This window comes from Nocardia sp. NPDC055165 (genome assembly GCF_053606985.1).
In genome coordinates this window covers 217,697-237,150 of record NZ_JBSGSS010000007.1, presented here as the reverse complement: position 1 = coordinate 237,150, position 19,454 = coordinate 217,697, and the positions used below count along the sequence as shown (strand labels likewise).

The 19,454-nt window shown below is 67.1% G+C and carries 20 protein-coding genes; 7 read left to right on the top strand and 13 right to left on the bottom strand.

All coding sequences use genetic code 11. From position 1 onward, the window contains the following. Positions 1-457: 457 nt before the first annotated feature. From nrdE to ACWFRF_RS17045, 4 genes are all read right to left on the bottom strand, one after another. Positions 458-2,587: a class 1b ribonucleoside-diphosphate reductase subunit alpha gene (gene nrdE / locus ACWFRF_RS17060; protein WP_452450994.1), complete on the bottom strand. Its 2,130-nt coding sequence runs from the start codon at positions 2,585-2,587 to the stop codon at positions 458-460. Positions 2,588-2,598: 11 nt separating this feature from the next. Further along, positions 2,599-3,072 carry a class Ib ribonucleoside-diphosphate reductase assembly flavoprotein NrdI gene (nrdI, locus tag ACWFRF_RS17055; protein WP_379318540.1) on the bottom strand — a complete coding sequence of 158 codons (474 nt, stop codon included), beginning with the start codon at positions 3,070-3,072 and terminating at the stop codon, positions 2,599-2,601. A gap of 30 nt (positions 3,073-3,102) precedes the next feature. Beyond that, positions 3,103-3,336, bottom strand: coding sequence for a glutaredoxin-like protein NrdH (gene nrdH / locus ACWFRF_RS17050; protein WP_358063548.1), 234 nt, complete (start codon positions 3,334-3,336; stop codon positions 3,103-3,105). A 387-nt stretch (positions 3,337-3,723) separates the two neighbouring features. Next, positions 3,724-4,293, bottom strand: coding sequence for an NAD(P)H-dependent oxidoreductase (locus ACWFRF_RS17045; RefSeq protein WP_378991493.1), 570 nt, complete (start codon positions 4,291-4,293; stop codon positions 3,724-3,726). A 96-nt stretch (positions 4,294-4,389) separates the two neighbouring features. Here ACWFRF_RS17045 and ACWFRF_RS17040 point away from each other — a divergent pair, with 96 nt between their 5' ends. Then, on the top strand, positions 4,390-5,037 hold the full coding sequence (locus ACWFRF_RS17040; protein WP_452450993.1) for a TetR/AcrR family transcriptional regulator: 648 nt from the start codon (positions 4,390-4,392) through the stop codon (positions 5,035-5,037). A gap of 6 nt (positions 5,038-5,043) precedes the next feature. Further along, positions 5,044-5,868, top strand: a complete 825-nt coding sequence (nadE, locus tag ACWFRF_RS17035; protein WP_378633155.1) for an ammonia-dependent NAD(+) synthetase — start codon at positions 5,044-5,046, stop codon at positions 5,866-5,868. A 24-nt stretch (positions 5,869-5,892) separates the two neighbouring features. On the opposite strand, the gene ACWFRF_RS17030 is transcribed toward nadE, so the two are convergent. Genes ACWFRF_RS17030 through moaA form a run of 3 tightly spaced genes read right to left on the bottom strand, consistent with a single transcriptional unit; the run spans position 5,893 to position 7,551 of the window. Further along, entirely contained in the window at positions 5,893-6,255 is a 363-nt protein-coding gene (locus ACWFRF_RS17030) for an iron chaperone (protein ID WP_452450804.1), read from the bottom strand. 2 nt (positions 6,256-6,257) lie between these two features. Beyond that, positions 6,258-6,500, bottom strand: coding sequence for a MoaD/ThiS family protein (locus ACWFRF_RS17025; RefSeq protein ID WP_056812377.1), 243 nt, complete (start codon positions 6,498-6,500; stop codon positions 6,258-6,260). Further along, positions 6,493-7,551, bottom strand: a complete 1,059-nt coding sequence (moaA, locus tag ACWFRF_RS17020; RefSeq protein ID WP_452450802.1) for a GTP 3',8-cyclase MoaA — start codon at positions 7,549-7,551, stop codon at positions 6,493-6,495. The genes ACWFRF_RS17025 and moaA overlap by 8 nt, the downstream gene beginning before the upstream one ends. Before the next feature lie 142 nt (positions 7,552-7,693). On the opposite strand from moaA, the gene ACWFRF_RS17015 reads away from it, so the two are divergent. From ACWFRF_RS17015 to ACWFRF_RS17005, 3 genes are read left to right on the top strand one after another with little or no spacing between them, the layout of a single operon-like run. Next, positions 7,694-8,899, top strand: coding sequence for a molybdopterin molybdotransferase MoeA (locus tag ACWFRF_RS17015; protein WP_452450800.1), 1,206 nt, complete (start codon positions 7,694-7,696; stop codon positions 8,897-8,899). Next, the gene (gene moaCB / locus ACWFRF_RS17010; RefSeq protein WP_452450799.1) at positions 8,896-9,978 is read left to right on the top strand and encodes a bifunctional molybdenum cofactor biosynthesis protein MoaC/MoaB; all 1,083 of its coding nucleotides are present in this window, start codon (positions 8,896-8,898) and stop codon (positions 9,976-9,978) included. The genes ACWFRF_RS17015 and moaCB overlap by 4 nt, the downstream gene beginning before the upstream one ends. Continuing rightward, a complete protein-coding gene (locus tag ACWFRF_RS17005; protein ID WP_378991482.1) occupies positions 9,971-10,402 on the top strand; it encodes a molybdenum cofactor biosynthesis protein MoaE in 432 nt (143 codons plus the stop codon). Before moaCB ends, ACWFRF_RS17005 begins: the two co-directional genes overlap by 8 nt. A gap of 2 nt (positions 10,403-10,404) precedes the next feature. Here ACWFRF_RS17005 and ACWFRF_RS17000 read toward each other — a convergent pair whose 3' ends face one another. The 3 genes from ACWFRF_RS17000 to ACWFRF_RS16990 all read right to left on the bottom strand — a co-directional run bounded on the left by ACWFRF_RS17000 (position 10,405) and on the right by ACWFRF_RS16990 (position 13,916). Next, complete coding sequence (locus ACWFRF_RS17000; RefSeq protein ID WP_452450797.1) at positions 10,405-11,436, bottom strand: CobW family GTP-binding protein; 1,032 nt, start codon at positions 11,434-11,436, stop codon at positions 10,405-10,407. A 127-nt stretch (positions 11,437-11,563) separates the two neighbouring features. Further along, entirely contained in the window at positions 11,564-13,192 is a 1,629-nt protein-coding gene (locus ACWFRF_RS16995) for an N-acetylmuramoyl-L-alanine amidase (protein WP_452450795.1), read from the bottom strand. 187 nt (positions 13,193-13,379) lie between these two features. Next, positions 13,380-13,916 carry a sigma-70 family RNA polymerase sigma factor gene (locus ACWFRF_RS16990; RefSeq protein ID WP_378991478.1) on the bottom strand — a complete coding sequence of 179 codons (537 nt, stop codon included), beginning with the start codon at positions 13,914-13,916 and terminating at the stop codon, positions 13,380-13,382. Between the two features lie 242 nt (positions 13,917-14,158). Here ACWFRF_RS16990 and ACWFRF_RS16985 point away from each other — a divergent pair, with 242 nt between their 5' ends. After that, on the top strand, positions 14,159-14,494 hold the full coding sequence (locus tag ACWFRF_RS16985) for a hypothetical protein (RefSeq protein WP_378991476.1): 336 nt from the start codon (positions 14,159-14,161) through the stop codon (positions 14,492-14,494). Positions 14,495-14,503: 9 nt separating this feature from the next. On the opposite strand, the gene ACWFRF_RS16980 is transcribed toward ACWFRF_RS16985, so the two are convergent. The 3 genes from ACWFRF_RS16980 to ACWFRF_RS16970 all read right to left on the bottom strand — a co-directional run bounded on the left by ACWFRF_RS16980 (position 14,504) and on the right by ACWFRF_RS16970 (position 17,839). Then, positions 14,504-15,991, bottom strand: coding sequence for a nitrilase-related carbon-nitrogen hydrolase (locus tag ACWFRF_RS16980; protein WP_452450793.1), 1,488 nt, complete (start codon positions 15,989-15,991; stop codon positions 14,504-14,506). Positions 15,992-16,067: 76 nt separating this feature from the next. After that, positions 16,068-16,748, bottom strand: coding sequence for a response regulator (locus ACWFRF_RS16975; RefSeq protein ID WP_452450791.1), 681 nt, complete (start codon positions 16,746-16,748; stop codon positions 16,068-16,070). Then, complete coding sequence (locus ACWFRF_RS16970) at positions 16,745-17,839, bottom strand: sensor histidine kinase (RefSeq protein ID WP_378991473.1); 1,095 nt, start codon at positions 17,837-17,839, stop codon at positions 16,745-16,747. The genes ACWFRF_RS16975 and ACWFRF_RS16970 overlap by 4 nt, the downstream gene beginning before the upstream one ends. A 215-nt stretch (positions 17,840-18,054) precedes the next feature. On the opposite strand from ACWFRF_RS16970, the gene ACWFRF_RS16965 reads away from it, so the two are divergent. After that, positions 18,055-19,023: a cation diffusion facilitator family transporter gene (locus tag ACWFRF_RS16965; protein ID WP_378991472.1), complete on the top strand. Its 969-nt coding sequence runs from the start codon at positions 18,055-18,057 to the stop codon at positions 19,021-19,023. Positions 19,024-19,454: the final 431 nt, after the last annotated feature.

The window sequence follows — 19,454 nt, the reverse complement described above, 5'->3', positions numbered from 1 at the left end:
AAGCCGAGTGAGTGCGCCCGTGAAATGGATTCTCTTCGCCGTACCGACTCACACCGGGCCGACCAGTCGACCGGATCCGCCGCCTCCCGCATTTCCGCAGTCCAGACCACCCCATCAGGCCCGAGTCCGCCATCAGCCAGGTTGAGTAGCGGCTGGCCTTCCTTACGAAGGTACGCGATCCAATCGATCTCAGCCCGACCGAGCTTCTTCAGGCCCCATACCCAATCCAGGACATCCGCTATCACCTCGTCGCGGTCCTGTTTTCGCAGCCAGTCATAGAACGGGGTCTTTCGACCAGTGCTGGCGACCTTGAAGTGCTGACGGAGTCGCACATGCTCCGACTTTGTTGTCAGCCCTACGTAGCGGTAGTCGAACTCGGCGCGGAGGCGAACTCCGTAGATCACACCAGCAGTTGCCGTGCCCATCTGACCTCCGCGCCGAGTTTGCTAACGAGGAATTACAGCATGCAGCTGACGCAATTCTCTATTTCAGTCCCTTGCAAGGCCATTTGGCGCAATCGGATGTAGTAGAGCGTCTTGATTCCCTTGCGCCAGGCGTAGATCTGGGCTTTGTTGATGTCGCGGGTGGTTGCAGTGTCTTTGAAGAACAGGGTTAATGACAAGCCCTGGTCCACGTGCTGCGTGGCCGCGGCGTAGGTGTCGATGATTTTTTCGTAGCCGATTTCATATGCGTCAGCGAAGTACTCGAGATTGTCGTTGTCCAGGTAAGGGGCCGGGTAGTAGACGCGGCCGATCTTGCCTTCCTTACGGATCTCGATCTTCGACGCCACCGGGTGGATCGAGCTGGTCGAGTGGTTGATGTAGGAGATCGAACCGGTCGGCGGCACGGCCTGCAGGTTCTGGTTGTAGATGCCGTATTCCTGCACCGAGGCCTTGAGCAGACGCCAGTCGTCCTGGGTGGGGATGCGCACGCCGGCGTCGGCGAACATCTGAGCCACCTTGTCGGTCTTGGGTTCCCATGCCTGGTCGGTGTACTTGTCGAAGTACTCGCCGCTGGCGTACTTGGAGTCGGCGAACCCACCGAACGCGGAGCCGCGCTCCTTGGCGATCAGGTTCGAGGCCCGAATCGCGTGGTAGACCACGGTGTAGAAGTAGATGTTGGTGAAGTCCACACCTTCTTCGGAGCCGTAGTGGACCCGCTCACGCGCCAGGTATCCGTGCAGGTTCATCTGACCGAGGCCGATGGCGTGGGACTCGTTGTTGCCCTGCTCGATCGAGGGCACCGAGAAGATGTGGGTCTGATCCGAGACGGCGGTGAGCGCGCGGATCGAGGTCTCGATCGTCTGACCGAAGTCGGGCGAATCCATCGCCTTGGCGATGTTGAGCGAACCCAGGTTGCACGAGATGTCCTTGCCCACCTTGGAATACGACAGATCATCGTTGAATTCCGAGGGGGTGGAGACCTGCAGGATCTCCGAGCACAGGTTCGAGTGGGTGATCTTGCCCTTGATCGGGTTGGCCCGGTTCACCGTGTCCTCGAACATGATGTAGGGGTAGCCCGACTCGAACTGCAGCTCGGCGATGGTCTGGAAGAACTCGCGCGCCTTGATCTTCGACTTGCGGATGCGCTTGTCGTCGACCATCTCGTAGTACTTCTCGGTGACGTTCACATCGGCGAACGGCACACCGTAGATACGCTCGACGTCATAGGGCGAGAACAGGTACATGTCCTCGTTCTTCTTCGCCAGCTCGAAGGTGATGTCGGGGATCACCACACCGAGCGAGAGCGTCTTGATACGGATCTTCTCGTCCGCGTTTTCGCGCTTGGTGTCGAGGAAACGGTAGATGTCGGGGTGGTGCGCGTGCAGGTACACCGCGCCCGCGCCCTGACGCGCACCCAGCTGGTTCGCGTAGGAGAAGGAGTCCTCCAGCAGCTTCATGATCGGGATGACACCCGAGCTCTGGTTCTCGATCTTCTTGATCGGGGCACCGTGCTCACGAATGTTGCTGAGCAGCAGCGCGACACCGCCACCGCGCTTGGACAGCTGCAGCGCGGAGTTGATGGAGCGCCCGATGGACTCCATGTTGTCCTCGATACGCAGCAGGAAGCAGGACACGGGCTCGCCGCGCTGCTTCTTGCCGGAGTTGAGGAAGGTGGGGGTGGCGGGCTGGAACCGGCCGTCGATGATCTCGTCGACCAGGTTGCTCGCCAGCACCTCGTCGCCGGCGGCCAGCGTCAGCGCGACCATGCAGACGCGATCCTCGAAACGCTCCAGGTAGCGCTTACCGTCGAAGGTCTTGAGCGTGTACGAGGTGTAGTACTTGAACGCGCCGAGGAAGGTGGGGAACCGGAACTTCTTGGCGTAGGCCTGCTGGAACAGCTGCTTGACGAAGGGTCGACCGTACTGGTCGAGCACCTCGGGCTCGTAGTAGTTCTCCTTGACCAGGTAGTCCAGCTTCTCGTCCAGGTTGTGGAAGAAGACGGTGTTCTGGTTCACGTGCTGCAGGAAGTACTGGTGCGCGGCCTCGCGATCCTTGTCGAACTGGATCTCGCCGTTGGGGCCGTACAGGTTCAGCATCGCGTTGAGGGCGTGGTAGTCGAGCACCTCGCCCGCCTCGCCGCGCACCGCCGACTGCTCTAGGCGTGCTGACTTGCCTGCCGGTGCTGTGGTTGCTGTTGCCAAAACAATCCCAATCCCTCTCGGACGCGCGCGACGTCCTCAGCGGTTCCCATGAGTTCGAAGCGATACAGATACGGCACCCCGCATTTTTGCGAGATGATGTCTCCTGCAACGCAATAGGTATCGCCGAAGTTCGTGTTGCCGGCCGCGATCACCCCGCGCAGCAGCGCGCGGTTGTGTGGGTCGTTGAGGAACTTGGCGACTTGCCGTGGAACGAGGTCCTTGTCGGGACGTTGTCCGCCCATGACGTGCCGACCACCACCGTAGGTGGGGGTGATCAGCACGTAGGGTTCGTCGATCCGCGGCGATTCAGCGGTGGTGTGTAGCGGAAGTCGAGTTGCCGGGAGACCGAGCTTCTCGACGAAACGATGAGTGTTCTCCGAAGCGCTGGAGAAGTAGACCAGCCCGCCCGGAGTCCTCTGCTCGGGCATGGCGCCTCCTTACCGGCGAACCGGTGCGAACTAGGCAGCCGCGACGGCGAGCGCCTTGATGCGATCGGGACGGAAGCCCGACCAGTGATCGTCACCCGCGACGACGATCGGCGCCTGCAGGTAGCCCAGCGCCATGACGAAGTCACGCGCCTCGTCGTTCTCCGAGATGTCGATGACGTCGTAGTCCACGCCGACCTTGTCGAGAGCCTTGTAGGTGGCGTTGCACTGCACGCAAGCGGGCTTGGTGTACACGGTGATGGTCATGATGGAAGTCCCTCTCTCCTATGCCTGATCCACAGCCTGTGATCCGTATGCAATGCACGAACGGGTGATGCTGCGCAAACTCCTGGATCTAGCGAAGAAAGCCCTGCTCGCAACCCCTTCCCTTGGGCCCGATCAGTGGTGGCTCCACACCGTCTTCCAGTACGACAGACACTACACCTAGTGTCCGACAGATGGGAACAACACAAGGTGTTGCGAGTCGCACGGATGTAATTCCCACGCGGTAAGTCCCAGGACGGGCCACCGGCCAGCAGGGAAAACAGTGGTTCAGATCACGATTTCATCTACCGGCGAGTCTTCAGCAAACTCGGTGGACAGCGAAAGGGCGTCGCATCCGTGACGGATGCGACGCCCTGCCGAACGACCAGCTTACGCCGTGACCAACGTGCCGTTCACCGCGGCGACCAACTCGTGCACGGTCGCGCCGAGCTGGGTCAGCGCCTCGGCGTCCTCGGCCGGATGGGTCTGCGCGAAACGCTCGCCGATGGTCGCGAACTGCGCATGCGCCGACTCGACGACGACGCCGCCCGCCACGCCGACGGACTTGACGGTGTCGCCGTGCGCCCACGCCGCGGCGTTCGGGCTGATCGACGCGCTCACCACGGCGACCGGCTTACCCTTGATCGCACCGGCGCCGTACGGACGCGAGGCCCAGTCGATGGCGTTCTTCAGCACGGCGGGCAGGGTGCCGTTGTACTCGGGGGTGACCAGCAGGACGGCGTCGGCCGCGGCGACGGCGGCACGCAGCGCCTCGGCCTGCGCGGGCACCTCACCGGGAACGTCGAGGTCTTCGTTGTAGAACGGAATCTCGCCGAGACCCTCGTAGATGGCGATATCGACACCGGCGGGCGCGGTCTGTACGGCGGCCTCGGCCAGGCGGCGATTGATGGAGCCCGCGCGCAGGCTTCCGACGAGAGTAAGGATGCGGGTCTCGCTCATTGCGACTCCTGGTGTACTCAGTGGAATGATCCAAGTTTCATCCGACATTAACCGGACCCCGGTCCGATTACTTCCCGCGGAGGACGTGTGAGCGGCGTGAGCTATGGCACACCCCAGTCCGACGAGCCGCCCCTGCTGGGGATCGGGCGGCCGCTGCCCGGCAGCGCGGAACCCGTCGAACGTGCCGACGCCGCGCGCAATCGCGCGCTGCTGCTCGACGCGGCCCAGCAGCTGGTGCGCGAGCACGGCGTCGACGGCCTCACGATGGACGCGCTCGCCAAACGCGCGGGGGTCGGCAAGGGCACGGTCTTTCGCCGGTTCGGCAACCGGACCGGGCTCATGCTGGCCCTGCTGGATCACTCCGAGCAGAAATTCCAGGCCGCGTTCATGTTCGGGCCCGCGCCGCTCGGTCCCGAGGCAGGCCCGGTCGAGCGGCTGATCGCCTTCGGGCGCACCCGGCTGCTCGATATCGAGGTCGAGGGCGACCTGCACCAGGCCGCGGAGAAGGACGGGCGTTTCGGTGGCGGACCCTACGCCCTGCACAAGGCGCACGTCATGCTGATGCTTCGCGCGATCGGCGTCGACGGTGAGGTTCCGCTGATCGCCGACACCCTGCTGTCCACACTGACGGCGGCGCTGGTCATCCACCAGGTCGAAGTGCTCGGCTACACGCGCGATCAGATCGGCGACAACTGGGAATGGCTCGTTCGCCGGGTCGTTTCGCCTGTCCCCCAAGTAGAGTGAGACCGCATGGGGACACTGCGTGAACAGATCATTGCCGAATTGGGTGTGCTGCCCGAGATCGAGGCGAAGCAGGAGGTCCGGCGGCGCGTCGACTTCCTGAAGGACTACCTGGCCACCACCCCGGCCAAGGGATTCGCCCTCGGGATCAGTGGCGGCCAGGACAGTGCGCTGGCCGGTCGGCTGTGCCAGCTGGCCGTCGAGGAGTTGCGCGCCGACGGTGTCGAGGCGAAATTCCTCGCGGTGCGGCTGCCCTACGGCGTGCAGGCCGACGAACACGACGCGCAGACCGCCTTGAATTTCATCGACCCCGATCGCACGGTCGTGGTGAACATCCGGCCCAGCGCCGATGCGGTGGGCATCGAGGTGGCGGGCGCGCTAGATCACGAGCGCCTGCGCGACTTCGTGCGCGGCAACATCAAGGCGCGTGAGCGGATGGTCGCCCAGTACGCCCTCGCGGGCCAGGAAAGCCTGCTGGTGGTCGGCACCGATCACGCGGCCGAAGCGGTCACCGGGTTCTTCACCAAGTTCGGCGACGGCGGTGTCGACCTGACTCCCCTCACCGGTCTCACCAAGCGCCAGGGCGCGGCCCTCCTGCAAGAACTCGGCGCCCCCTCGAGCATCTGGTCCAAGGTCCCCACCGCCGACCTCGAAGACGACCGCCCCGCCCTCGCCGACGAGGACGCACTCGGCCTGCGCTACGCCGAGATCGACGACTACCTCGAAGGCAAGGACGTCACCCCCGAGGTGGCCGCCCGCGTGGAGTCGATCTTCACCAACACCCGCCACAAGCGCACCGTCCCGGTGACCCCGCTCGACACCTGGTGGCGCTAGGGGCGTGCTCCCTGCCACACCCGATCAGCAGATCTGGGCGCCCTCACCGGACGCGGTGGCTCGCAGCAGGTCCCGAACCAGCTCGTAGTCCGGTTCTTTGCGAAAGCGCAGGCATCCTTTGCCCATGTCCTGGCTCGCGAGACGGTCGGCGAACGCCGCGCGGACGTCGGAGCGCAGGAGGTAGAAGGAGATGTAGTGCTTCTGGCCGGCGAAGGCGACCTCGCCGGTGCCGTCGCGTTCGTAGGCGGGCATCCCGTAGGACATCACCTCGGTGAAGCCCGGCAGCTCTTGGAGGCACAGGTCGCGCAGCCTGGTGAGCGCCTCGCGGCGATCCGCCGAGACTTCGGCGAGGTAGGTCGCTACGTCGGGCGCCTTGCTCTGGACCACGGCTAGCCGCCCGCGAAAGGCGGGAGAACGTCGACTCGGTCGCGGAGCATGGCCGACGGGTCGCGGGTGAGCTCGTCGCCGATGAGGAAGGCACAGACGCCGACGAGGCTGTCGATGTCGGAGCCGTAGGTGGCGGCGAGAGTGGCGCGCAGGTCGGCGACGGTGGCGCCGTCGGGGAGGTCGAGAGATTCGGTGTTCTTGCCGACCGCGTCGGCGATGGCGGCGAAATAGCGGACCTCAACCACCGATGGCTCCCATCGTGCGTTCCGGGGGGACGAAACCGGCGGCGTCGATACCGTGACCGGCCCATTTCTGCCACATGGCACCGCGCCACAGTTCGGCGACCTCGTCGTCGTCGGCGCCTGCCCGCAGCGCGGTGCGCACGTCGAACTCCTGGTCGCTGAACAGGCACGAACGCAGCATGCCGTCGGCGGTGAGCCGGGTGCGGTCGCAGCTGTCGCAGAACTTGCGCGTGACCGTGGCGATGATCCCGACCGTTGCCGGGCCACCGTCGACCAGCCATTTCTCGGCCGGGGCGGACGGGTCGGCACGGGCGGTGGGGGTCAGGGTGAAGCGCTCGCCGAGGACGTCGAGCAGGTCGGCGGCGGTCACCATGTGATCGCGGGCCCACTCGTGGTCGGCGTCGAGGGGCATCTCCTCGATGAAGCGCAGTTCGCACTGTTCGGCCAGGCACCATGCGAGCAGGTCGGCCGCGCCCGCCAGATTCTGGCGCATCAACACGGCGTTGACCTTCACCGGCGCCATCCCCGCGTCGCGCGCGGCACGGATGCCGTTGAGGACCGACTCCAGCCGGTCGCGGCGGGTGAGGCGGGTGAAATCCTCCCGGTCGACGGTGTCGAGGGAGACGTTGACCCTGGTCAGACCGGCCGCGGCGAGCTTATGGATGCGATGTTCCAGGCCGACGCCGTTCGTCGTCATAGCCAGCGGGGTGCCGGGCACCGCCGCATGACAGCCCGCGATGATCTGTTCCAGTTCACGGCGCATCAGCGGTTCGCCGCCGGTGAACCGCACCTCCCGCACACCCAGCTCGCGCACCGCCAGCGACACCAGCCGCACGATCTCGTCGGCGGTGAGCAGTTCCTGGCGCGGGATCGGCGGCAAGCCCTCTTCGGGCATGCAATAGGTGCAGCGCAGCGAACACTTCTCGGTGATGGACACGCGCAGGTCGCGAGCGATCCGGCCGAAGCGGTCGACGAGGTACGGCGTCTCGGGCCTGCCGTCCAGGGACGGCCGCTCCGATCGCACGGCGGGTATCCCCATCTCGACCAGCGTCATCTCTACAGTATGACCCGTAAGGCCCGTCACATTCCGTGCGCCGGGCCGATTCTTCGCGAACTCGTCAGCTCACCGCCGCCCACCCACCACCGTGAGCAACGCGACCCCGACCGGCCCCGACACCGACGATTAAGCTGGCAGCATGACTCCCCGGCCCGCTACCGCGTCGGCGCGCAGCGTCGACGAGTACCGCGACACCGTCGCCGCGCTGCTGGCCCGCCTCGCCGACCGCCCGGATGAACAGGTGCCGGTTCCCGAGGCGCTCGGCCGCACGCTGTCGGCCGATGTGGTGTCGCCGATCGATCTGCCGGTGTTCCGTAACTCGGCGATGGACGGCTACGCGGTGCGGGCGGCCGATGTGGCCGTCACCCCGGTCACGCTGCCGGTGGCCGGCGTGGTGGCGGCGGGTAGGCCGGGCACCGACGCGCTGCCCGCCGGATCCGCGGTGAAGGTGATGACCGGTGCGCCGATGCCCCCCGGCGCCGACTGTGTGGTGCCGGTCGAGGATGTGCAGGCGGGCGAGGGGCGGATCGTGGTCGAACGTGGCCGCGGACGTGGCGAATTCGTGCGCGAAGCCGGTACCGATGTGCGCACCGGCGAGCTCGTCGCGCGGGCAGGCACGGTGCTCGCGCCCCGCCATATCGCCGCACTGGCCGCTGTCGGCCTGCCCACGGTGCCTGCCCTGAGCCGATTACGCGCTGTCTGCATCACCACCGGGGACGAACTCCAGCCCGCGGGCGCCGCGCTGGCCCCGGGCCAGATCTACAACTCCAACGGCATCGCGCTGGCCGCCGCGTTGCGGGCCGACGGTGTCGAGGTGGTCGAGGTCGCGCACAGCACCGACGACCCCGCGGTGTTCACCTCGGTACTGCACGCCGCGACCGCCGTCGCCGACCTGATCTTCACCTCCGGTGGCGTGTCCAAGGGTGACTTCGAGGTCGTCAAGGATGTGCTGGGCCCGCTCGGCGGGACCTTCGGCTCGGTCGCGGTGCAGCCGGGCGGACCGCAGGGCTACACGGTGGTCGACGAGGTCCCCGTGCTCAGCTTCCCGGGCAACCCGGTGAGCACGATGGTGTCCTACGCCGTGTTCGCGCGCCCCGCCGTGCGCGCGCTGGCCGGATTGCCGGAGCTCGTGAGCGGCGAGACGACTCTGCTCACACCGCTTCGCTCCCCCGCCGGTCGTCGCCAATACCTACGCGGCCTGCTGACCGAGGACGGGGTGGAAGTGATCTCGGGCCCCGGCTCACATCTCATCGCGGGGATGGCCTGGGCCGATGTCCTGGTCGACGTTCCCGCCGAGGTCACCTCGCTGGCCGCCGGTGTCGCTGTGCGAATCTTATCGCTATGAGCGAGTTGTCCCACGTCGACCGCGAGGGTCGCGCGCGCATGGTCGACGTCAGCGCGAAAGCCGACACCACCCGGATCGCTGTCGCCGCAGGCGAATTGCAGACGACCGCGGAAGTGGTCGCATTGGTGCGGGCCGAGGGAATGCCCAAGGCCGATGTGCTGTCCACGGCACGACTGGCCGGAATCGCCGGTGCGAAAAAGACTTCCGAGCTGATTCCGCTGTGCCATCAGCTGGCGTTGTCGTCGGTGAAGGTGGAGTTCGGGTTCACCGAGACCACCATCACAGTCGAGGCGACGGCGAAGACCAAGGGGCCCACCGGGGTCGAGATGGAGGCGCTGACCGCTGTCGCCGTGGCCGGGCTGACCCTGCACGACATGGTGAAGGCGGTGGATCCCGCTGCCGTGATGAACGGGGTTCGGCTGGTCACCAAAGAGGGTGGAAAGCACGGGCATTGGGTGCGGCCCGAGGATCGATCCGACACCGGCACACCGGCGCCCGACCGATCGGCACAGGTGGCCGCGAGCGCCGGTGCCGAATCCGCGCTGCCTGCGACCACCGAATCCCAGGACGGCGCTGCGACGGAATCACCTGACGCCCCGATCTTTTCGCGGACCGCGGTCGTGGTTGTCGCGTCTACCGGTACCGCGGCCGGTACCCGCACCGACACCACCGGGCCCGTCCTCGTCGACTGGCTGACCGCGCGAGGTTTTTCGGTGCGTGGGCCACTGGTCTACGCCGATGCCGAGATCGCCGCCGGGCTGGCCGACGCACTCAGCGGGGCGCCGGCGCTCGTCGTCACCACCGGTGGCACCGGTGCCTCGCCCACCGACGCGACACCCGAGGCCACCCGCGCCGTGCTCGATCGTGAGCTACCCGGTGTCGCCGATGCCATTCGGCAGCGTGGGACCGCGAAGTTCCCCCTCGCCGCACTGAGTCGCGGCGTTGCCGGGCTGGCCGGTGGGACCGTTGTCGTGAACCTGCCCGGTTCGCCCGGCGGGGTGAAGGACGGGACGGCGGTGCTGGAACCGCTGTTGGATCATCTGCTCGCGCAAGTAGCCGGAGGCGGCAACCATGAGTGACTTCGGTGCGGTTCGGCTGGCGACCATCAGCGATCACGACCTCGATCCCCTCGCCGTCGAAAAGGCGGTCGACGGACCGGAATTCGGCGCGGTGGTGGTGTTCACCGGCAAGGTGCGCAACCACGACGGTGGCCAGGCGGTGACCTCGCTGGAGTACTCCGCGCATCCCCAGGCCGAGCGCTTCCTGCACGCGATCTGCGCGGAAGTGGCGCAGGCGAGCGGACTTCCGGTCGCGGCGACGCATCGCATCGGGTCGCTCACGATCGGCGGGCTGGCGATCGTGGTGGCGGTGGCCGCGCCGCATCGGGCCGAGGCGTTCACCGTCTGCGCCGAGCTGGTCGACCGGATCAAGCACGAGGTGCCGATCTGGAAGCGGCAGTTGTTCGCCGACGGGCTTTCCGAATGGGTCAACGCCTGCGGCTGACGCTACTGCGTGGCGTACCGCCACACGCCGAGCATCTCCTGCTCGTCCAACGGCGTATCACCGTCGAAGACGGTGTCGTCCAAGCGTTTCAACGCCGCGACCGTATCCAGTCCGGCACCGATCAGCACCAGATTCGAGACACGGCGCTCGCCGCGCGCCCAGCTTCCAGGGGTGACGACCACGTGCCTGCCTACCAGGTGGACTTCGAACTTGCGGCGCTCCCCTGCCACCGCGAACGCGACACATCCCTTGGCACGGAACAGTCCTGACGGCGGATCTTCCAGAAAGGCCACCAGCGCACGCGGATTCAACGCGCGCTCGCTCGTGAACGCCACCGAGACGTAGTCGTCGTGAAGGTGGCGATGGTCGGGGTCGTCGTGATCATGGTCGTCGAGCAATGTGTCGAAGCTCAGTTGCTCGGCTGTTTTCAGCTGCTCGGGTGCCCGATCGTCGAACAGCAGACCGGGGTCGATGCGGCCGTGCGTCGTCGCGTAGACCGGCACCTGCCCGACCCAGTCGGTCAGCTGTGCGCGCAAATCGGCCAGCGCGTCGGCCCCGACTCGATCGGCCTTGTTCACCAGCACCAGATCCGCCATCCGCAGATGCGTCACCAGCTCGGGATGTTGCGTGCTGGTGGCGGCGAACTGCTCGGCGTCGACCACTTCGACCAGGCCACCGTAGGCGATGCGCGGGTTGGGGTTGGCGATCACCATCCGGATCAGGTTGCGCGGCTCGGCCAGTCCGCTGGCCTCCACCACGATCACATCCACCGCGCTGCGCGGCTGCGCCAGCTGCGCGAACAGATCGTCGAGTTCGGACACGTCCACCGCGCAGCACACACACCCGTTGCCGAGCGACACCATCGCGTCGACCTGCCCCGCCACCAGCATCGCGTCGATGTTCACCGCCCCGAAATCGTTGACCACTACCCCGATCCGGGTTCCCCGATTGTTGCGCAACAGGTAATTGAGCAGGGTCGTCTTCCCCGAACCGAGAAACCCAGCAACGATCACGACAGGAATCACCGCACCCATGCTGCCACCATGTCACCGCGGCGACGTCGACCGGTCCACCACGCCGGATTCCTCCGTCCGTCCCCATGCAGCACACCGCCCACCCCTGCGATCAGAGGTGGGCGGGTCGACGTGCGGCCAACGGTGGTCAGGACGGGCTGAAAACCATGCCTACCAGGGTGTACGCGAGATTGATCAGCTGGCCGGGGATGGTCGACTCGTCCATGCCGAGCGCTTGAGCCAGCGGCATGAGCAGCGTCATGACGGTGGTGATCGGACCGCCGAGCGTGCTCAGATCGAGCTCGGATTCGTTGGGCGTCGCCTGGGTCTTCGGGCTGGTGCCGCGGTTCTTCGGGGTGGTGGTGGACGGCGCGGCGGGAGCCCCGGGTGACGCGGTGCGGGCCGGGGCGCCGGGAGACGCGGTGCGGACGGGGGCTACCGGACCCGGGTTCGCGATCGGGACCCGTTGCGGGATCGGAGCAGCAGTGGCAGGCGCGTTGGCGTCGGCGGGAGCCGGGCGCTCGGACGGTGCCGTCTGTTCGCTCGGGCCACTGGGAGGCGCGGACGAATCGGCCGGTGCCCGGTCGGGCGCGGGAGCTGGCGCGGGTGCCGGTGTGGGAGCGTGGGCGGGCGCTTTCGCTCCCGGCGTCGCAGTCGTCGAAGCGGGCGACTGGGCCGGTGCGGGTGTCGTCGTGTCGGATTCCGGCGTCGACGCGGTGGTCCCGCTGGGCTTCTTCGACGGCTGCGTGGGCTCGGCCGGATCGGTGGTGGGCGCCGGCGCGCCGTTCGTACCCTCGGTGGGAGTTCCGGCGGCGTTGGGATCCTCGGCCGGGGCGGAAGCTCCGTTCTGGCTCCCTGCCGGTCCGGGCGCGGGTGCGTCGGTGCTGGGCGTGGGGGTCTCGGTCGGGTCGGCGGCGGGTGCGCGCTGGGGTTCCTGTGCGGTCGTCGCGACCGGGATCCGACCCGGCGCGGCGGCGTAGGCGGGAATCGGCTTGTTCAGCAGGAACCCGACGACGCCGGTCGCGATGGCGACGGCGTGCTCGAGCTGGCCTTCGCGCGATTCCAGGCGGGCGGCGTCGCCGACATTGGCGCCGTTGCCCATCTCGACGAACACCAGCGGCACCTGCGTCAGCGCCGGGCCCGCCACATCCTCGCGGGTCTGCAGGCCCGCCTTGACGCCCGCGTAGTTCGCGGGTGAGAAGCCGGCCGCCAGGTAGGCGTCGCGGACCGCGCTCGACACGAGTCGCCCACCACCGGATTGCGCCTTGTCGGCGATCGAGTCGGGGATGGGGAGCTGGGGCACGATCATGTGGAAGCCGTGCTGGTCGGGGCCCGCGCTGTCGGCGTGAATGCTCACCGCCACGTCGGCGCCGGACTGGTTGGCGGCGCGGGCGCGATCGTCGACGCAGCCGCCCCACCCGGTGTCGTCGGCGCGGCTCAGCACCACATCGGCACCCAGTGCCTCCAGAGACGCGCGCACGAGCTGGGCGACATCCCAGTTGATGGTGTGCTCGGGGATGCCGTTGAGCGAGGTCATGCCGGTGGTCTGGCAGTCCTTGGTACCGCCGCGACCGTTGTCGACCTGGCGGCTCAGGTCCTCGGAATGCGCCGTCCCCTGATGACCGGGGTCGAGGAAGATCGTCTTACCGGCGAGCTGCTCGCTGGTCGCTGGTTCAGGGGCGGCGTGGGCGGTCACGGGGACCAATCCCGACAGCGACACCACCACCGCGGCGGAGACGGTAGAGCAGATTCCGGCCTTGATGATGTTTGGTTGCATGTTCGGTCGGTGCTCCGGGACCGGAGCACCCCTCCCTTCCCATTGGTAACACCTGGTAACACCAAACCCAGTGGTTCACTCTTGCAACGTTGACAACCACAGGGCAAGCACAGTTACCGAAATGTAACTGGATAGGAGTATCAAAAGACGCTGGTCGGATGCCCAGATGAGCCGTCAGCGGGCTAGGTCAGGCAACTTCTGGCAATTGGCGCAGCGACCGCAGCGCATAGTGAACCCGGGTCTTCACGGTCCCGATCGGAACGCCGAAATCGGCGGCGACTTCCCGGTAGCCGCGGTCGTGCAAGATCACCTCGGTCACGGCTGCCCGCTGCGGTTCCGGGAGTCGGGCGAGGAGTTGATCGACCAGTAACCCGTCGACCAGTCCGTCGGCGAAATCCGGTTTGCCGCAGACGGACACCTCGGTGATGTCGTCCCAGCCCACATCACCGGGGCGGATGGCTCTGGCCCGCACGATGTCGATGATGACGTTGTGTTCGATCGCCAGCAGCCAGGTCCGCACGCTGCCCTTGCGACCGTCGAAGTCGTGGCACGAACGCCAGCCGCGCAGCAACGTTTCCTGCACCGCGTGCTCCGCCAGGCCCGCGTCGCTGAGACTGCGCATGGCCCGCCAGTGCAGCAGACCGCGATCGGTGGCCAGCACCTCGGCCAGCCCGTCCCTGGTACACAGGCGCGCGCAGTGCGCACCGCAGGAGTTGTCCGTCATATGGGGTTATCGCGGCGGACCGCGACGATGACAACGCCGCGCGTTAAGCGACTCTTCAGGATCCTGCTGGGGCCGTGCCGGAAGGTAGTTCTTGCGAGCCCGGCCGGGCCTGCTCCAGGAGGGGGGAGCAGGGACGCCGGGCTCGTTCGTTTCCGGGCCCGATCATTGCGGGTTCGCGCATTCGAGCGAAGTCCAGCACGATCGGACCGGGGCGACGACAATCGCCCGCGAGGAGCGAACAAGTGGACATCCATGCATATCCGACCGACGCGCAGACGCCGGTCGACCGGGCGGAGGCCACCCGAGTGGCGGCCGAACACCTACCAGCCGACCTGCCGGGTCACGATCGGCAGATCGTCGAATTCGCCGACGGCTTCGCGGTTTTCGCGGTGCAGCCGTTGCACGCGCCACCGGATCGGCCGATCCCGATCGGCGGCTCGGTGTACGTGATCGACAAGGCGACCGGGGCGGTGTCGTTCTGGCCGACCTATCCGACCGGCGTGATCGCCGCGCACTACGCGCTGCTCTTGGCGGCGGGACAGTTGGTCGTCGCCGATTCCTGGCCCGATCAGGACTGATCGAGTAGTTCACGAGGTCTCCTCGGTCGAGTGGCCAGGGCGACGCAGGGCGGCGAGTCCGCAAGCCACAGCCAGTGCGATCGAGAGTGCGCCGAACCAGTCGCCCCAGCGGACGTAGGGAGTGCGATCGCCGGCGGTGCGGATGTCGGCCAGCACCGTGTGGGTTTCGGTGATGCCGGTGCGGACCGAGGCTCGAACGGCGCCCTGTGCGTCGACGGCGGTCAGCTCGCCGAGTTGGGCGGGGCGGGCGATGGCGATGCCAGATTCGACGGCCCGTACCGCCGCCATCCGGCTGTGTAACCAGTGATCGACGCTGAAGTCCAGCGCAGGAGCGAGCAGGAGCGTCGCCCCGTCGGCGCGGTTCTGGCGAACGAGGGCCGGGTGGTCGAGGTCGGCGCAGATCGCGAGCGCCCACGGGCGGCCGGGGATCTGGACCGGGGTCGCACCGCGTTGCAGGCCGGACTCGAGCCCGGGGACGAGATAGCGCTTGGCATAGATGGTTTCGCCCGGATAGGCGATGGCGGCGTTGACGGTGCCGCCCGGTTGCTCGAGTTCCAGGCCGACGACCACGTGGATGCCACGACGAGCGGCTACGGCGGTGAGCGGGTCGCGCAACAGGAAGAGTTCGGATCGTCGTGCATGCCATGCCTTCTCGGAGAACACGATGACTTCGGCGCCCTGATCGGCGAGTTCGTCGACGGCGGCGACGGCCTCGGCGATCATCCGCGCACCGTCGGGCGACGCGACAGGAACATACATCGGCGGCTGCGCGAGAGCCACCAGCCCCACCCGTGTTACCGGACCGCCGCTCGCCGCCGCGGAACACCACAGACCCGTGCCGATGGCGAAGGTTACGGCCACGGCCGTCACGACCGCTGTCCTCAGCAGGCGGGGCGTTCGGATGCCGGGTGCCGTCATCGTGCCAACGGCACCGGGCACCGCGAGCACGAGGAAGCTGATCCCCCACACCCCGGTGAACGAAGCGACACCCACGATGGGGTCGACCTCGGCCTGGGAGTAGCCGATGCTCCACCACGCGCCGATCCCGCCGACCAGACCGAAAAGGAACTCGACGGCAGTCCATGCGGCGGGTAGCGCGAGCACGGCCCACCCGAACCTGTTCTGTATCAACAGCTTTCGGAACAGCAGCACACATGCTCCGAAGGTGAGTGCGCTGCCGACCAGCAAGGCAACGGCAGTCACCCTGGGTTGTTCCAGAGTGCCGGTGAAATAGGACCAGTACTCGGCGTTGCCGCCGAGCCAGGACAGCACTGCGGCGGCGTACGCCGCCGCAGCTGAGCGCCGCGGCGCGAGCCACAGCACCGGGAGCGGGGCGAGGAGGGCGACTCCGGGCACCGGGTGCAGGCCGGTGCCGATACTCCACAGCACCGCCGAACTCACGGTGGCGGCCGACCAAGTCGTCAGCTCCCGACCGGGCAATCGTCGGCCGATTCGCCCGGAGAACTCTTCGCGCACAGCCTCTTCAGTAGATGTCACTCGACAATCGTCACGGTGGAGCGGGTCCCCGCACATCGCCCGTGCGAGCGGACTCGTCTCCCTCTCGCGAGTGAGATCACCTCACACCACCCGGCAATTGATTGTCCCCCGGCGCCACCATTCCGGATTCGTAGGCGAAGACCACCGCCTGCGCCCGATCGCGCAGCCCCAGCTTCGAAAGAACGGAGCTGACATGAGTTTTCACGGTGTGTTCGCTGACGACCAGCCGTGCCGCGAGTTCGGTGTTCGACCGGCCGGCGGCGAGTTCACGCAGAATGTCGCGTTCCCGCGGGGTCAGCATTGCCAGCTGTGCGGACGCTTCCGGGTGGGCCCGCGCGCGTCCGGCGACCTCGGCGATCAGCCGCCGCGTCACCGAGGGAGCCAGCAGTGCGTCACCAGCGGCGACAACTCTGACGCCACCGATCAATTCGGCCCTGCGGGCGTCTTTGAGCAGGAACCCGCTCGCACCCGCCCGCAAGGCGGCATAGACGTACTCGTCGACATCGAACATGGTGAGCACCAGCACTTTTGCCGCCGTCTCCGCGCAGATCCGAGCAGTGGCCGCCACCCCGTCCAGCCGGGGCATCCGCACGTCCATCACCACCACATCGGGGGTGAGCCGCCGGGCTGCCGTCACCGCTTCCACGCCATCGCAAGCCTCCCCCACCACCTCGATGTCGGGTTCGGACTCCAGGATGAGGCGGAACCCGGCACGGAACAATTCCTGGTCGTCGACAACGAGCACCCGCACCGTCAACTCCTCTGTGCCAGTGGCAGATCGGCCGACACCACGAACCCGGCACACGTCGGCTCCGCCCGCAGCGAGCCACCGCACGCCTGGACCCGTTCGGCCATCCCGACCAAACCGAAGCCCGTCGGGCCTGCGTCCGCCCGCGCATGGTCCACGGCGGTGCCGTCATCGGCGATCCGCACCCCCAGCCGACCCGATGACCAGCTCAGCGCCACCTCGACCCGCGTCGCCTTCGCGTGCTTGCCCGTATTGGTCAGCGCCTCCTGCACGATCCGATACGCGGCAGCATCGGCTTGCGGTGAGATCGGCACGCGGGTTCCGTGCTCGGTGAAACGCGCGGCCAGACCCCCGTGTTCGGCGAGGGCGACCAGATCGGCGATAGCCGCTACGCCCGGTTGATGCGGCGGATCGTCCTCGCGGAGCACACCGATACTGTGGCGCAGTTCCCGCAGGGCATCACGCCCACCGTCGGCGATGGCCGCGAAGGCCGCGTCGGCATCCGCCCGATCCAGCAGCGGACCGGTTTCGGCGCGCACGATCATCGCGCCGACCGTGTGGGCCAGCCCGTCGTGCATATCCCGCGCGATCCGCAACCGCTCGCGGACCACCGCGGCCTCGCGTTCGTCGTCGAGACGTCGTGTCCGTTCGGCGAGCGCGTCGATCTGGGCCTGCTTCGCGCGCACGCCCGACCCGAGCGCCCATGCCGTCATGAACGACATCGCGGCATAGGCGTACGAATCAGCGGGCTCGCGTGGCACCAGCAGCGACACCAGAATTCCCACCGCGACCAGTACGAAGGTCAGCCGGCGCTGCCGCGCCGAACAGTGCGCCGCGATCGTGTACACACAGACGACCGTGCCGAACGGCAGCACCGGCAACGCGTGTACACAGCCGAGCGCCGTGATCGCCGGGCCGACCACACACAACACACCCACCGGCGCCCGGCGCCGCCACAACACCGGTGCCGATGCGAGGACCGACAACCCGACGACCCACCACGACGCACCGACGACGAGCGCGGGCACGACGCTCGCGGCCGTGACGACGGCGGCGATCAGTGCGTCCAGCGGCGACGGATGTTCCCGAGGTACTCCCACGACGTCCCAGTCTGTCCGGAAACAGTCCACCGCACCTCACTCTCGAGAGTGATTCGATGGGCGGCACCACGACCGTACGCTCAGGCATAGGGTGGAATTCGACGCGGCAACATCCGATGACCAGCGACGATCACGCTCGACCAAGAACGAATTGCACACATAGCGATGTGTGCATATGATTGCGACCGATCGGACCGCAGGAGAAGGGGAACGCGATGGGCGCAGGGCACGGGCACGACCACGGGGTATCGGCCGACAGCGATCGACGCTGGCTGGCCGGCGCGCTGGCGGTGATCGTCACCTTCCTGATCGGCGAAGTGATCGTCGGCATCATCGCCGATTCGCTGGCACTGCTCTCCGACGCGGCACACATGACCACCGACGCCGCCTCGATCGCGCTGGCGCTGTGGGCGATCCGGCTCGCGGCGCGACCGGCGACCGGGCGGATGACGTTCGGCTGGAAGCGGGCCGAGATCCTGTCGGCCCAGGCCAACGGGCTGACGCTGCTGCTGCTGGCACTGTGGCTCGGCTACGAGGCGATTCGCCGGCTGTTCGAGCCGCCGGAGGTACACGGCTGGCTGGTGTTGATCACCGCGCTGGTCGGCGTCGCCGTGAACGTGCTCGCGACCTGGATGATCAGCCGCGCCGATCGCACCAGTCTCAATGTCGAGGGCGCCTACCAGCACATCCTCAACGACCTGTTCGCGTTCATCGCCACCGCCGTCGCCGGTCTGATCATCATCCTCACCGGCTGGGTCCAGGCCGACGTCGTCGCGACGCTGATCGTGGTGGCGTTGATGATCAAGGCCGGCATCGGGCTGATCAAGGCGTCGAGCCGGATCTTCCTCGAGGCCGCGCCCGAACATCTCGACCCGGCGCAGATCGGTCGCGACATGGCCGCGCGCGACGGCGTCACCGAAGTCCACGACCTGCACATCTGGGAAATCACCTCCGGCTCTCCCGCACTGTCGGCCCACGTTCTCGTGCGGCCCGGCCATGATTGCCATGCGGTCCGCGAGGACATCGCGCACATGCTCGACCACGACCACCACATCGAGCACGTCACCCTGCAGGTCGACCACGCCAGCCCGAAACTGCTCGACATCGGCAACCGCGACTCCCACCCGTGCGCCGACTCGCACGGCCCCAAGCACGTGCCCGAACAAGCCCCCCACACCCACTGACGAGGGAAGGCCCCACACCCGTCGGGTGCGAGGCCTTCTCGTCGGTCACGCGCTAGCGAGGACCAGGTCGTTTCATCGACCTATGGGGCTGATTCAGCCGCCGAAGGAACCGGTCCACAGGGTGTCGACCAGCCCGTGGAGTGCGGCGCCGAGGGTGTCGAAGAGGCCGCCCAGGGCAGCGCTACCGGTGTCGATGATAACGGGGATCATAGTAATTCCTCTGTTTCTCGCATAGGCCCAGCCGGAGCTGGCTTACGAATGGCATATCGACGCTCAAACGCGACGGGTTACGGAATTTCCGATTTAGTGACACTGGTAACAGTACGGCCACAACACCAGCCCTACCTGGCATTTTCGCGCGATACCCACTGTTCCTTAAATAATTCTGAGAACTCTATGAGATTCATAGTGCGACATCCGATAAGGCCACA

Coding starts and splice junctions, on each gene's coding strand:
- ACWFRF_RS16990 (WP_378991478.1), bottom strand. CDS start 13,916: ATGACGGACAACTCCTGCGGTGCGCACTGCGCGCGCCTGTGTACCAGG.
- ACWFRF_RS17045 (WP_378991493.1), bottom strand. CDS start 4,293: ATGAGCGAGACCCGCATCCTTACTCTCGTCGGAAGCCTGCGCGCGGGC.
- ACWFRF_RS16965 (WP_378991472.1), top strand. CDS start 18,055: ATGGGCGCAGGGCACGGGCACGACCACGGGGTATCGGCCGACAGCGAT.
- ACWFRF_RS17000 (WP_452450797.1), bottom strand. CDS start 11,436: ATGGGTGCGGTGATTCCTGTCGTGATCGTTGCTGGGTTTCTCGGTTCG.
- ACWFRF_RS17005 (WP_378991482.1), top strand. CDS start 9,971: ATGAGTGACTTCGGTGCGGTTCGGCTGGCGACCATCAGCGATCACGAC.
- ACWFRF_RS16995 (WP_452450795.1), bottom strand. CDS start 13,192: ATGCAACCAAACATCATCAAGGCCGGAATCTGCTCTACCGTCTCCGCC.
- moaCB (WP_452450799.1), top strand. CDS start 8,896: ATGAGCGAGTTGTCCCACGTCGACCGCGAGGGTCGCGCGCGCATGGTC.
- nrdI (WP_379318540.1), bottom strand. CDS start 3,072: ATGCCCGAGCAGAGGACTCCGGGCGGGCTGGTCTACTTCTCCAGCGCT.
- nrdH (WP_358063548.1), bottom strand. CDS start 3,336: ATGACCATCACCGTGTACACCAAGCCCGCTTGCGTGCAGTGCAACGCC.
- ACWFRF_RS17015 (WP_452450800.1), top strand. CDS start 7,694: ATGACTCCCCGGCCCGCTACCGCGTCGGCGCGCAGCGTCGACGAGTAC.
- nadE (WP_378633155.1), top strand. CDS start 5,044: ATGGGGACACTGCGTGAACAGATCATTGCCGAATTGGGTGTGCTGCCC.
- moaA (WP_452450802.1), bottom strand. CDS start 7,551: ATGACGCTGGTCGAGATGGGGATACCCGCCGTGCGATCGGAGCGGCCG.